This is a genomic window from Saccharothrix hoggarensis, assembly GCF_052936025.1.
Window position 1 is genome coordinate 6,494,224 of the sequence record NZ_CP193624.1, and the last position, 12,943, is coordinate 6,507,166.

11 protein-coding genes and 1 pseudogene are annotated in these 12,943 nt (G+C 71.6%); 2 read left to right on the forward strand and 10 right to left on the reverse strand.

Annotated features, from left to right (window positions below):
* Positions 1-38: 38 nt before the first annotated feature.
* Positions 39-2,141: a hypothetical protein gene (locus tag ACRAKH_RS29420; protein ID WP_380724405.1), complete on the reverse strand. Its 2,103-nt coding sequence runs from the start codon at positions 2,139-2,141 to the stop codon at positions 39-41.
* Positions 2,138-3,037 carry a 5'-methylthioadenosine/S-adenosylhomocysteine nucleosidase gene (locus ACRAKH_RS29425; protein ID WP_380724406.1) on the reverse strand — a complete coding sequence of 300 codons (900 nt, stop codon included), beginning with the start codon at positions 3,035-3,037 and terminating at the stop codon, positions 2,138-2,140. The genes ACRAKH_RS29420 and ACRAKH_RS29425 overlap by 4 nt, the downstream gene beginning before the upstream one ends.
* 312 nt (positions 3,038-3,349) lie before the next feature.
* Here ACRAKH_RS29425 and ACRAKH_RS29430 point away from each other — a divergent pair, with 312 nt between their 5' ends.
* Positions 3,350-4,084, forward strand: a complete 735-nt coding sequence (locus ACRAKH_RS29430) for an NUDIX hydrolase (protein ID WP_380724407.1) — start codon at positions 3,350-3,352, stop codon at positions 4,082-4,084.
* A gap of 22 nt (positions 4,085-4,106) precedes the next feature.
* Here the strand turns inward: ACRAKH_RS29430 and ACRAKH_RS29435 are convergent.
* The 7 genes and pseudogenes from ACRAKH_RS29435 to ACRAKH_RS29465 form a co-directional block, all read right to left on the reverse strand.
* Positions 4,107-4,523: pseudogene (locus ACRAKH_RS29435) on the reverse strand (NUDIX domain-containing protein); the annotation flags it as partial.
* 205 nt (positions 4,524-4,728) lie between these two features.
* Positions 4,729-5,430 (reverse strand): NUDIX hydrolase, encoded by a 702-nt coding sequence (locus ACRAKH_RS29440; RefSeq protein ID WP_380724408.1) that lies wholly within the window; start codon positions 5,428-5,430, stop codon positions 4,729-4,731.
* A 516-nt stretch (positions 5,431-5,946) separates the two neighbouring features.
* On the reverse strand, positions 5,947-7,350 hold the full coding sequence (locus ACRAKH_RS29445; RefSeq protein ID WP_380724409.1) for an MFS transporter: 1,404 nt from the start codon (positions 7,348-7,350) through the stop codon (positions 5,947-5,949).
* 67 nt (positions 7,351-7,417) lie between these two features.
* The gene (locus ACRAKH_RS29450) at positions 7,418-8,449 is read right to left on the reverse strand and encodes a sigma-70 family RNA polymerase sigma factor (protein ID WP_380724410.1); all 1,032 of its coding nucleotides are present in this window, start codon (positions 8,447-8,449) and stop codon (positions 7,418-7,420) included.
* Between the two features lie 84 nt (positions 8,450-8,533).
* Positions 8,534-9,772: an MFS transporter gene (locus ACRAKH_RS29455; RefSeq protein WP_380724411.1), complete on the reverse strand. Its 1,239-nt coding sequence runs from the start codon at positions 9,770-9,772 to the stop codon at positions 8,534-8,536.
* A 113-nt stretch (positions 9,773-9,885) separates the two neighbouring features.
* On the reverse strand, positions 9,886-10,644 hold the full coding sequence (locus ACRAKH_RS29460) for an ABC transporter permease (RefSeq protein ID WP_380724412.1): 759 nt from the start codon (positions 10,642-10,644) through the stop codon (positions 9,886-9,888).
* On the reverse strand, positions 10,641-11,564 hold the full coding sequence (locus ACRAKH_RS29465; RefSeq protein ID WP_380724413.1) for an ATP-binding cassette domain-containing protein: 924 nt from the start codon (positions 11,562-11,564) through the stop codon (positions 10,641-10,643). Before ACRAKH_RS29465 ends, ACRAKH_RS29460 begins: the two co-directional genes overlap by 4 nt.
* Positions 11,565-11,665: 101 nt before the next feature.
* Between ACRAKH_RS29465 and ACRAKH_RS29470 the strand changes: the two genes are divergently transcribed.
* Entirely contained in the window at positions 11,666-12,412 is a 747-nt protein-coding gene (locus ACRAKH_RS29470; protein ID WP_380724414.1) for a TetR/AcrR family transcriptional regulator, read from the forward strand.
* 57 nt (positions 12,413-12,469) lie between these two features.
* Here the strand turns inward: ACRAKH_RS29470 and ACRAKH_RS29475 are convergent, their stop codons facing one another.
* Entirely contained in the window at positions 12,470-12,886 is a 417-nt protein-coding gene (locus tag ACRAKH_RS29475; protein WP_380724415.1) for a DUF417 family protein, read from the reverse strand.
* Positions 12,887-12,943 lie beyond the last annotated feature (57 nt).

The following is a 12,943-nucleotide window of genomic DNA, read 5'->3' on the forward strand; positions in this document are numbered from 1 at the left end:
CCCCGGACGAGACCGGGAGGCGCCGTGGGAACCGCGTCTCAACGCGCGACGGTGACCTCGTCCCACTCGCGCGACCACTGCCTGCGGCGTTCCCGCTCGTGGGTGATCCAGTCCTCGCCCTCGGCCGCGATGGCCTCGAGGATGGGCAGGGCGTTCTCGATCCCCGACGTCTCGTAGGCGGCGTCGATCAGCTCCGACTCGCTCTCCTCGTGGGACTGCTGCCAGCTCTTGAAGCTGTTCACCTTCATCTCGATCGCCTCGCCGTTGCTCAGGACGAGGCGGAAGACCCGGCTCCGCAGGTTCTCCACGTCGAGGTCCTGGACGGCGTTCACCGCGGTGGTGCGCACGCCCTTCTCGGTCACCTTCGCCGACACCACGGCGTCGTACCTGAACATGAAGCGCTCCTCGTTCTGCGCCTCGCCAGTGTGCGCGTCTAGGCGAAGCCTGACCACGCGCACGCCCTTCCTGGTGAGCAGGAGGATGCGGACCATGTAGGCCGAGTACCGGGGCGGGCCGTATTCCAGGCGGCTGCGCCGGGCGAACGGCGCGCACTCGGTCAGGACCACGTACTCGATGATCTGGTCCCTCTTCAGCCCGACGCGCTTGATGACGTCCGACACGAGGTAGAACTTGTCGAGGGTGTGCCACCGTGCGATCTGCGCGTCGCTCGGCCGGTCCTCCAGTTCGGCGACGCGGGCCCGGTACGCGTCCAACTCCGCTTCGTACAAGGCGTTCGCCTCCGCCTGGGCAGCGACGTTCAGCCGCTTCACGGCGCCCACGCGCACACCGTGCCGCAGAGCGAGCCAACCGCCGAACGACAGGAGGACCACGGCCCAGAACTGCTGCGCCCACAGGGCGAGAGCCAGCCCCGCCACCCCGGCCAGGACACCGAGGGAACGGCACAGCACCGCGGTCCCACCACTGGCCGAGCCGGTTCCGGCACCCGGCTCTGCGCGGCTCCACCACCCGCGCGCCCGCTTCACGTGCCACTCGACGAGCCACCTGAGGTTCGCCGCTTTCACCTCATCCGGCTGGTACGACCTGACGAGCCGGTTCTTCAGGTAGGTCCGGTACTCCTTGTAGGGCGCCTCGGCCCCTTGTTCGGGCTTGACGGCCGCACCCGGTCCGTCCTCCTTGAAGAGGCGGTCGACCAGGGCTCCGATGTTCCTGCCGAACCCGGTCATCCCGTGGACGTCCACTGCGGCGGCGTCCCCGTCCGCGTCCGCCGAAGGCTCGAGGTGGTGCCCGCCGACCCCCGGCCTGAACCTCGAACACTCGATCGCGACGCCGTAGCGCAGCACGAGGTAGCTCCCCGCGCCCAGGAGCAGCAGCTCCGCGAGCACGCCCATCCTGAACGGACCTGCGAGGAGCACGGCCAGCCCCGCGAGGACCGCGACGCAACCGAAGAACACACGGGTGCGGTCGCCCGGCGCCGCCGGCACGGGGTCCGGCGGGTACGGCCTCGGCACGGCCGGGGCCGCCTCGAAGAACTTCCGGGACTGGGCCGCCCGGTCCGGAACGGTGCGCTCCCGCATCATGTGCAGCTTGAGGTCGGACTCCCACCACTCCTGCACGAGTCCACTGAGGATCACGTCCATGTGCCGGGCGATCTCCTCCTGGCGGACGAACGGCAGCGCCCGCAGGGCCACGACCACGTCCGTCCGCTCCCCTTCGACCCTGCCGCCGTACTCCCACCGGACCCGGCACAGCAGGCCCCACACGACGCCCAACGCCTCGGACCACGCATCAAGGGGGTGCGACAGGCACATCCGGTGCGCTTCTCTGATGTGGTCGAGCAGTTCGCCGGACAGCTCGGTCAGCGACCGCTCACTCATCACGGACAGGGCGTAGTAGTAGGTCCGCTCCGTGGTGATCCGCCCTTCCCGGAAGAGGAGGGCGGAGAACAGCTCCTCCGCGCGCCGCGGTGTGCCACCGGCGAGGAGGTTGCGGGCGACCTCGTGCCTGCGCTCGGGCGGATCGCCTTGGTTGATGTGGTAGGTGCGCCGGTCGTGGTGGATCGTCGTGTCGCCGATCTGGAAACCGACCTGCTGGTCGACGTGCGCGCCGTCGGAGGCGACGTTCCGGTTGTCGATCTTCGGCGCGCCGTTGCCCGCCGGGTCCGGTTCCGGCTCCTCGCTCACCTCTTGCCCCCGGTCCAGCCGGATCGGAAGTAGTCGCCGAGCTGGACGCCGACCTGCTGGCCGACCCTGGCGTTGCCGCTCGCGGAGTTGGTGTTGTGGATCGTGGGCATCGACGGGCCCGCGGCAGGGGTGGGTCCACGACCCTCCTGCCCGGACGCGTCGTCGAGCGCCGCGATCAGGGCGATCGCGAACGCGGCGGCGTTGCGGGCGGCCAGGAGCTGCGTGCCGGCGCGGTCGCTGGCCGCCTTGTTGCCGTCCGCGTGGTCGCTGATGCCGCGAATCGTCATCGTGGGGACGTTGCCGCTCAGGTGTGCCGCGTGCGCGAACCCCGAGCTCTCCATCTCGATGGCGACGGCGTCGTTGTAGTTCGTCCGCAACGCCTGCGCGAGCGACGACGTCCTGGAGTTCAGCAGCACGTCACCCGCGGCGATGGGGTCGAAGTGGACACCGGGCCGCACGTGCTCCCCGCCGTCCGGCAGGTAGGAGTACCAGGCGTCGCCGCGGGGCAGCCTCCGCGCCCTCTGCTCCAGCGCGTGCGAGGCGTCCCAGGACCGCGGCCGCGCCAGGTCGCCGGCGTCCTCGCTGCGGGCGCCGTGGTGCGAGTAGACCTTGGTGGCCGCGACGACGTCACCGATCTCCAGCCAGTCCCGGAGACCTCCGGCCACACCGACGAACAGCATGGCCGTCGGGGAGAACTCGGTCCGGGCGCGTTCGGTCAACGTCGCGGCGGTCGTGGTCCCGGCGCCGGTCACGCCGAGCGCGACCTGCCGGTCCGGGCGGGTCGCGAGCGTGCCGACCTCGAACAGGGTGCCCGAGCACGTGCGCTCGTGGACGTCGGTCAGGTGCTCGAACACCGCCTGGTGCTCGATGTTGAGCGCGGTCAGGATTACGAACATCGATTCGCTCCATGGGTTTCCGCGTGAGCGGTCCGCTAGTCGTGTGACAAGGGCGTGCGGAGGGCGAGTCCGCGACTCAGCCGAGCCTGACTCCCGGTGGCAGCGCTCGTCGCGGCTGGTTGGAGCGCGAAGAAGATCGCAGGCACTGCTCAGGGCGGACGAGACGTTAACGCAGCTTCGCGATTCTCGTCAAGGTGACGATAAAGAAGATCATGTGACACCGCAGTCGTGCGGCTAGAATGTTGCAAGTGGACGGACGGTCGCCAGCCGACCGCCAGCCGACCGCCACCGCGGTCACCGAAAGCGACGATCATGACCGACGAAGCGTGGAAGATCCCCGACATCGCGGTAGCCGTCGACCTCGCCGTGCTGACCGTGCGGTCGGGCGCGCTCCAGGTCATGCTGATCGAGCGCGGCATCGAGCCGCACCTCGGGATGTTGGCCCTGCCCGGCGGTTTCCTCTCCGACGTCGACGAAAGCCTCGACGCCGCCGCGGAACGGGAGCTGACCGAGGAAACCGGGCTGGACACGACCGGGCTGCACCTCGAACAGCTCCACACCTACGGCGCTCCCAACAGGGATCCCCGACGACGCGTCGTGACCGTGTGCTACCTCGCGTTCGTCCCCGGACTGGCCTCACCCACGGCCGGCGGCGACGCGCGAGCGGCGGCCTGGGTGCCGACCGCGATCGCGCTGGACCCGCGCACGGAACTCGCGTTCGACCACAGGCAGATCATCGAGGACGCCGTCGAGCGCGCCCGCAGCAAGATCGAGTACACGACGCTGGCCGCCGCGTTCTGCGCCCCGGAGTTCACCGTGACGGACCTCCGCCAGGTGTACGAGATCGTCTGGGGCGAAGCGCTCGACCCGCGCAACTTCCACCGCAAGGTCACCGGGGTCGAAGGTTTCCTGGTCGCGACCGGCGGTCAGACGACCCGCCAGGGCGGCCGCCCGGCCGCCCTCTACCGCCGGGGGCCGGCCCACCTCCTGCACCCGGCGATGCTGCGGCCCCCCGCGCCGAAGCCGGACTCCAGCCGAACCTCCTGATCACCGCGTCGCGAACGATGTCGCGGTGGTCGAAGGCCACCTCGACCCGCGCGGACAGGAAATCACCCACGGGCACCCACGCGGCGGTTCGGGCGTCACTCCCACCGGCCACCTCGGGAGCACCTGCCAGGTACCCGTGGAAGGCCACGCTGACCACCCGCCCCCGCGGGTCGCGCCCGACCTTCCCGTAGCAGCCGAACCGCCTCAGGCGCTTGCGGTCCACCTCGACGCCGGTCTCCTCCGCCAGCTCCCGCACCGCCGCGGCCACCACGCTCTCCCCCGGCTCCACGAAGCCGCCCGGCAACGCCAGGGCGGCGCGGAACGGCTCCTTGCCCCGTTCCACCGCCAGTACCGCCAGCTCGCCGTCCACCCTGGTGAACAGCACCACGTCCGCGGTGAGCGCTCGAGCCGCGGCACACCGACCACTCGTGTCATCCATGCTGCCAAGGCTAGGTTATTGTCACCTTGACATCAAGGGGTGACAGCCGTAATTTCGTTGCTGTTGAGCCAATTGTCGTACCTACAAGAGGGGGTGGTGTCAGCGTGGAGATCCGCTGTTCGCTCGGCCTCGCCGTGCGCGTGATCGTCTCGGCCCTGGCGCTGGGCGCAGCGCTCGGCGGCACGGCGGCCGGCTGCGCGACCGCTCAGGCGCCGGTCGACCGCGGCCTCATCATCGGCGGCGAGAGCGTGGTCGCACCGCCCGCCCGGTAGAGCGTCGCCGGACGGCCGTTGGGCGTGGGGCGCTTGCCGCCGGTCGGGACGATGAAGCCGTCCGACTCGGTGACCTTGCGGTGGAAGTTCGGCTTGTCCAGCTTCACGCCCCAGATGACCTCGTAGACCGCGTGCAGCTCGCCGATCGTGAACTCGTCGCCGCAGAAGGCGGTGGCGATCGTCCGGAACTGCAGCTCGGCGCGGGCCAGCTCCACGGCGTCACGCAGGATCTCGTCGTGGTCGAACGCCAGGCCCGAGCGCTGTGCCTCGGCGACGGGCAGCCAGCGCGCGGACCGGGCGTCGGAGCCCGCGGCGGGAAGCGGCAGGTCCGGCGCGATGGCCAGGTAGGCACACGTCACCACCCGAGGTCGCCGGGGGTCGCGGTCCGGTGCGGAATAGACCCCGACCTGTCGCAGGACCAGCTTCTCCGCGTTCATGCCGGTTTCCTCGGACAACTCGCGCGCAGCCGTCTGGTCGAGGCTCTCGTCACCGCGGAGGAAACCGCCGGGCAGCGCGAGACGACCCGCGAACGGCTCATTGCCGCGTTCGACCACCAAGACGCACAGGACACCGTCCCGGATGGTCAGGATGACGAGATCCGCGGTGAGCGTGACGGTCTGCCGGGGGCGGCTCATGCCTGGCGAGGGTACTGAGTGCCGGGAGTGGGTTCGTGTCACGGTGTCGCGGTTGCCGGTGGTGGTTGGCTTGACCGCCTTGGGCAAGCGGGTGCACTTGGCCAACTTGTCGTTCAGCGAGTCGGGTCGGCTGGCGTTGGACGACTGGGTGGCGCCCGACGTGGCCGCCGTGCGGCCGGGGAGCGTCGGCAGCGACGACTACTTCCCCGAGCGCACGTTGGCGCGGTGGTTGGAGGGGCGTGGGTTGCCGGCCGTCGTGCACGTCTTCCCGCGCACCGGGGTCCGGCCGTTGACGGCCGCCTGCCGGGCGTTGGTGCGGCGGTTGGAGGTGGACGCGGTGGCGCACGCCGAGGCCGCCACGCCGCTGCGGCCGAGCACCGGGACCGTCGGCTACCTCGACCGGTTGCGCGACACCCGGAGCATGGCCGACGTCGCCCTGGTGATCGAGGACCACCGGGACGACGTCGCCCGAACGTCCGCGACGGGTCTTCCCGCACTGACGGCCGACGGTCGGCGTCACGAGGCGGTGACGACCTTGGCGACGTGCTCGCGGGGCATGCCGAGCGCGACGAGCACGCCGGTGAACGCCAGGGCGGCCACCGCGGCCATGCCGGCGGAGAAGCCGTCGCGGAACTCCGCGGGGGACGAGTAGCCGCCCGCGCCGGCGAAGACGGCGACGGTGACCGAGGTGCCGAAGACGCCGCCGAACATGCGCAGCATCATGAACGCGCCGGACGCCTGGCCGATCTCCTGCGGCTGCACGGCCCCCACCACGGCCTTCTGGGCGGCCGGCATGGCCATCGTGATGCCGGCGCTGCCGATGATCAACGCGGGCAGCAGCTCCGGGTAGCCGGTGCCGGCGGCGGACGCCAGGGCGATCCAGCCCATGCCGAGGGTCTGGAGCAGGAGCCCGCCGACGACGAACGGCCGCTCGCCGTGCTTGTCGGCCAACCTGCCGGCGATCGGCGCGCACACCATCAGCGTCGCGGTCCACGGCATGAGCCACAGGCCCGCGACGAGCGGTCCCTGGCCGAGGACCACCTGGAAGTACTGGGCGAGGAAGAACATGGTGCCGTAGAGGGACGCGAACACGAGGAAGTTCGCGGGGTTGGCGGTGGCGAAGGCCCGGCGGCGGAAGAGGCGCATCGGCAGCATGGGCGCCTTGGCGCGTTGTTCCCACACGACGAACGCGGCGATCAGGGCGACCCCGAGTGCCAACGCGGTCAGCACTTCGACGCTGGTCCAGCCCGCCCCGGCGCCGCGGACCAGGCCCCAGACGACGCCGAACGCGCCCAGCGTCACCAGGACGACGCCGCCGAGGTCGAGGCGGTTGTTCGGGCCGACGCTCTCGTCGACGCGCCGGGTCGTGAGGACGATCGCGGCCACGCCGATCGGCAGGTTCAGCCAGAAGATCCACTGCCAGGCCAGCCCTTCGGCGATCACACCGCCGACGAGCGGGCCGCTGAACGTCGCCAGGCCGGTGAAGCCGAGGTACAGCCCCATCGCCCGGCCGCGCTGCCGCGGCGGGAACACCGCGCTGATCAGGGTGAGCGACAGCGGCAGCACGATCGCGGCGCCGGCGCCCTGCACCGCCCGCGACGCGATCAGCACGCCGATGTTCGGGGACAGCGCGCAGGCCACCGACGCCAACGTGAACAACGCCAGCCCGAGGACGAACACCCGCCGCCGGCCGAACCGGTCACCCAGCGCGGCGCCGGTGAGCAGCAGCACGGCGAACGTCAGGTTGTACGCGTTGACGGTCCACTCGAGTGATTCGATCGACGCGGCGAGGTCCTGCCGGATGGTGCTCAGCGCCGTGGTGACGACCAGGCTGTCCAGGGCCATCATGAACGACGCCAGTGAGGCCAGCCCCAGCACCCACGTCTGCTTGGACGTCGTCCGCCCGTTGTCGGAATTCACCGTTCCTCCTTGTGGCACAGCGTGAAATGGGCATGCGGAAGCCCGACGAGGTGGTGCGGTGTCACGGTCAGGCGCGCAGTGACCGGGGGAAGCCGAAGGCGGCCAGGAGCGAGTTGTCCACGAATCGGGTCACCGCGGTGATCCGGTCTCCGGTGAGCGTCAGCACGAGCACCCCGTGCGCGCGCAGGATCGGCGTCCGCGGGTCGCGCACGTAGCACGCGAACGCCGGCTGGCCGTTGGCCCGCGTCGGGATGAGCCGGTGGCGCCGACCCGGGCGGAGGGCGACGGTGGCCAGGAAGTGCCGGACGTCGTCCAGGCCCTGGTACACCAGCGGGAGGGGCGGCATGGTGAGCCACGCGTCGTCGGTCAGCAGGGCGATGACGGCGTCGACGTCACCGCTTTCGAACGCGCGGACGAAGTCCGCCACGATCCGGCGTTCCCGGGGCGAGTCGGGCAGCGGCGCGCTCTCCCGGACGGGCACCTCGCGCGACAAGGCGCCGCGTGCCCGTGTCAACGCGCTGGTCACCGCGTTCTCGGTCGTGTCGAGGATGTCGGCCACCTCGGCGGCGCGGAAGCCGAGCACGTCCCGCAGCACCAGCACGGCGCGCTGCCGCGGCGGCAGCTGCTGCAACGCCGCCAGGAACGCGAGCGAGATCGACTCCCTGGTCTCGTGCCGCGCCTCCGGCCCCGGCACGTCGTCGGCGACGTCCTCCAGCAGCACCTCCGGGTACGGCTCCAGCCAGCTCGGTTCCCCTCGGCGGTGCGACGGCTCGGGCAACGGGACCTCCGGGTGGTAGGCCGGGTGCTCGGGCGGACGCCGGGAACCGGCCCGCAACGCGTTCAGGCAGCGGTTCGTCGCGATCCGGTAGAGCCACGTCCGCACCGACGCGCGTTCCTCGTAGCCGCCGATCCCCCGCCACGCCGCCAGCAGCGTCTCCTGCACCAGGTCCTCGGCGTCCTGCACCGACCCCAGGATGCGGTAGCAGTGCACGTGCAGCTCGCGCCGGTACGGCTCCACGAGCCCGCGGAACGCCTCGCCGTCCCCGCCGCGCGCCCGCGCCAGCAGCTCGTCGGCCCTCGCCGGCGGGATTCCCCCCATGGTGCCTCCTCGTTTCCTGCGGACCCTCACACAGGGATGGACACCGCGGGCGGCCAAAAGTGGTCGCGGCCGCCGAGGACTGGGTCAGTCGGACGTCGGCACGGCGTCGGGGTCGACCGCCAGCGCCTCCTCGACCTTGCGGTTCGTGGCGCCGGCCAGGCCGACCAGCGCGGTGAGCGCGACCGCGCCCATGACCACGAACACCGCGCGCAGGCCGAACACCTGGCCCAACACCCCGCCGATCGCCGCGCCCATCGGCAGCGAGCCCCAGGCGACCAGCCGGTACGCGCTGTTCACGCGTCCCAGCAGGCGGTTCGGGGTGACGACCTGCCGCAGCGACACCACGACGACGTTGAGGACGGCGACCCCGGCGCCCGCGACCACGAACCCCGCCGCGACCAGCAACGGCGAGGCGGTCACCGCCGGCGTGACGACGAGCAGGGTGGTGATGGAGAAGCCGAGGGCGATCGAGCCGCCCCGACCGAGCTTCGCGATGACCCGCTCGGCGGCCAGGGAGCCGACCAGGCTGCCGGCCGCGGGCGCGGTGAGGAGCAGGCCGAACAGCTGCGGAGTCAGCTTCATGGCCGACTCGGGTCCCACGGCGTACAGCACGAGCACCGCGCCGGACGCGCCGCTGGCGAGGTTGATCACGCCGACCATCGAGGCCAGGGTGCGCAGCAGGCGGTGGCCGAGGAGGAACCGCAGCCCTTCGGCGATGTCCGCGCGCAACGTCGTCCGCTGGTGGCGCTCGACCCGGAACGTCCCCTTCAACGACCACAGCGCGAGGACGGCCAGCAGCCACAGGGCCGCGGGGGTGGCGAACGCGGCCAGCGCCCCGGCGGCGATGAGCAGGCCCGCGATGGGCGGCCCGGAGAACTCGTTCGCGGTCAGCTCGACGGTGACCAGGCGGGCGTTGGCCCGGGGCAGCTGCTCGCGGTCCACGAGCTGCGGGACCAGGGATTGGGCCGACGTGTCGTACAGCGTCTCGGTGACGCCCGCGACGAGCGCCACGGCGTACAGGAGCCAGATGGTGACCAGGTCCGTCGCCACCGCGCCGGCCAGCACCGCCAGCAGGGCGGTGCGGACGACGTTCGCGCCGAGCATGGTGCGGCGGCGGTCGAAGCGGTCGGCCAGCGCGCCCGCGGGCAGGGCGAAGACCAGCCACGGCAGGGTCAGGGCGAAGACCAGGCCGGCGATCAGCGTCGGCTCCCGGGTGATCTGGATGGCCACCAGGGGCAGGACCACCTTGAACACGCCGTCGGCCAGGTTCGACAGGCCGGTCGACGTCCACAGCCGCCAGAAGGCCGGTCCCAGGGGAGCCATTGGTCGAGGATCGCACATCGCCGACCGCCGATCAGGCCCTTCCGCCGACTCCGGTGGCCGCGTCCCCGTCCCGCCGCGGTCCACTGTGGACTGCGGCGGGACGGGCGCCGGCCTCAGTCGTTGGTCCGCCGCCGGTAGAGGGCGGTCGCCAGGACGAACGACGCGACGAGCAGCCCGGCGCACCAGGCGAGCGCGATCCAGCCCTCGTCGCCGATCGGCGTGCCGGTGAGCAGGCCGCGCACGGTCTCGATCACGGGCGTGATCGGCTGGTTGCGGCTGATGCCCCGCAGGAACGCCGGCATGGTGTCCGTCGGCACGAACGCGCTGCTCAGGTAGGGCAGGAACAGCATCAAGAAGCTCATCGCGCTGGCGGACTCCACCGACTTCGCCACCGCGCCCAGTCCCGCCGCGAGCCACGACAGCGCGAGCACGTAGAGCAGCAGCAGGCCCGCCGCGGCGGTCCACTCGACCGGGGTCGCGGACGGGCGGAAGCCCATGGCGACGGCCGCGGCGACGACGACCGTGGTGGACAGGGCGTTGCGGGCGACGCTCGCCGCCACGTGCCCGGTCAGCACGGCGAAGCCGCGGATCGGCATCGAGCGCAGGCGGTCGATCATGCCGCTGTTCATGTCGTCGGCGACGGCCATCGCGGTGGACGAGGCGCCGTAGCCGGTGCACAGCAGGATGATGCCCGGCACCACGTAGTTGATGTACCCGGTGCCGGTGTTGATCGCGCCGCCGAAGACGTACACGAACAGGGCCATCATCATCAGCGGCAGTACGATGGACATGATCATCGTGTCGACGTTGCGCCGGGCCAGCCGCACGCTGCGGCCGACCATCGTCATCGAGTCGGACAGGGCGTGGCTCATGCGGGCACTCCTTGGGGGGCGGTGAGCGCGAGGAAGACGTCGTCGAGGGTCGGGCGGTGCGAGGACACCTGGGCGGGCGCCACACCGGCGGCGCGCACGTCGTCCAGCACGGCGTGCAGGTGCGCGGCGGTGCCGTCGGACGGGACGCTGAGCACGAGCCGCTCCCGGTCGGCGAACCCGCCGAGCACGGCCGACGCGACGTCGAGGGCCGCGCCGGAGGTGAAGCGGAGGTCGACGCGCTCGCCGCCGACCCGTGCCTTGAGGTCGTCCGCGGTGCCCTGCGCGGCGACCTTCCCCCTGTCCAGCACCATGATCCGGTCCGCCAGGCGGTCGGCCTCCTCCAGGTACTGGGTGGTGAGGAAGATGGTGGTGCCGGTGCGGACGAGGTCGCGGATGGCGTCCCACATGGTCGTGCGGCTGGCCGGGTCGAGGCCGGTGGTCGGCTCGTCCAGGAAGATCACCCGCGGCGCGGCGACGAGGCTCATCGCGAGGTCGAGCCGCCTGCCCATGCCGCCGGAGTAGGTCTTGACCCGCCGGTCGGCGGCCTCGACCAGGTCGAACCGCTCCAGCAGCTCGGCGGCGCGGGCCTTGGCGGCGGACCGGCCGAGGTGCATCAGCCGGGCGACCATGACCAGGTTCTCACGGCCGGTCTGCTCGGCGTCCACGGCGGCGTACTGGCCGGTCAGGCTGATCACGCCGCGCACCTTCGCGGGTTCCCGCACCACGTCGAACCCGGCCACCCGCAGCTCTCCCCCGTCGGGCCGCGAGAGCGTGGACAGGACGCGGATCGTGGTCGTCTTGCCGGCGCCGTTGGGACCGAGCAACGCGAAGACCGACCCTTCGGCGACCTCCAGGTCTATCCCGTCCAGCACCGCGGTCGACCCGTACGCCTTGCGCAGGCCGCTCGCCTCAACGATCATCACTGCCCCCTTATGTGTATCAAGTACGCTAAAAAGCGTAACTCATACGCAGTTACTTCCGGTAGCCCTAGACTGGTCGCAGTGGTGACGAGAGGGCGGGGATGACCGAGGAGCACGGCCTACCGGAGGAGATCGCGCTGCTCTGGGGCCTGCGCGAGACGCCGAGACGGGGCCGCAAGCCGTCCCTCACGGTCGCCGACATCACCCGGGCCGCGATCGAGGTCGCGGACGCCGAAGGGCTCGCGGCGGTCTCGATGGCACGGGTGGCGCAGCAGCTCGGCAACTCCACGATGGCGCTCTACCGGCACGTGAGGAGCAAGGACGAACTGCTCCGGCTGATGTCCGACGCGGCGCTGGACGACCCGCCCGAGCTCCCCGCCGACGCGGACTGGCGCACCGGGCTCACGGTGTGGGCGAACAGCGTCCTGACGACGCTCCGCACGCACCCGTGGTACGCCCGCATCCCGTTGGAGGGGCCGCCGATCGGGCCGCGGAACCTGGCCTGGTTCGACCGCGCGCTCACCGCGCTCGCCGACACCCCGTTGAGCGAGCCGGAGAAGGTCGGCGTGGTGATGGGCCTGCTGACGTTCGTGCACGGGGAGGTCCGGCTGACCGCCGACCTGTCGCAGGCCTACCAGGACAACCCCGAGGCGTTCGGGCGGGAGTACGGGCGGGCGCTGCGGCTGCTGGTCGACCCGCGGAAGCTGCCCGCGCTGGGGCGCGTCGTCGAGGCGGGGGTGTTCGACCACGACGACCTGTACGTCGAGAACGAGGTGGAGGCCGACTTCCGGTTCGGGCTGGACCTCTACCTGGACGGCGTCGCCGCCCACCTCGCGCGGCGCGCCTGACGCGTCACGCGGAGGCCGTGCTGCGGGGCCGGTCGGGGCCCCGCAGCACCGCGAGGATCACCGCTGGTGGACGCCCGCCTGCGCGACCCGCTGCCGCACGGGTGCGTCGGCCGACATGACCGCAAGGCCGGCGGTGATCAGGACCAGGTTCTTCACGACGAACTCGCCGGTCATCGTCAGCAGCAGCGGGTTGCCCGACTGGAAGGCGACGGACGGCTGCACGACCAGCGTCGAGAACGTGCCGCAGAGGTGGAGCACCACCAGCAGCGCTACCCAGCGCAACCGGAACCCCACCACCAGGGCGATTCCGAGCACCACTTCCACGACGCCGAGCGCGAGCACGAACGCGCCCGGGTCGAGCCACGGAACGGTTCGGGCGACCAGCTCGGCGACCGGCGTCGTGCCGGCCACCTTGAGGGCGCCGAACCAGACGAACACCACGCCGAGCGACCCCCGCAGGAGCGGGATGCTCAACGTGCGCAAGGAACTCGCACGCGCATCCAGACGGGACGAGAACTCGATCATCCACAT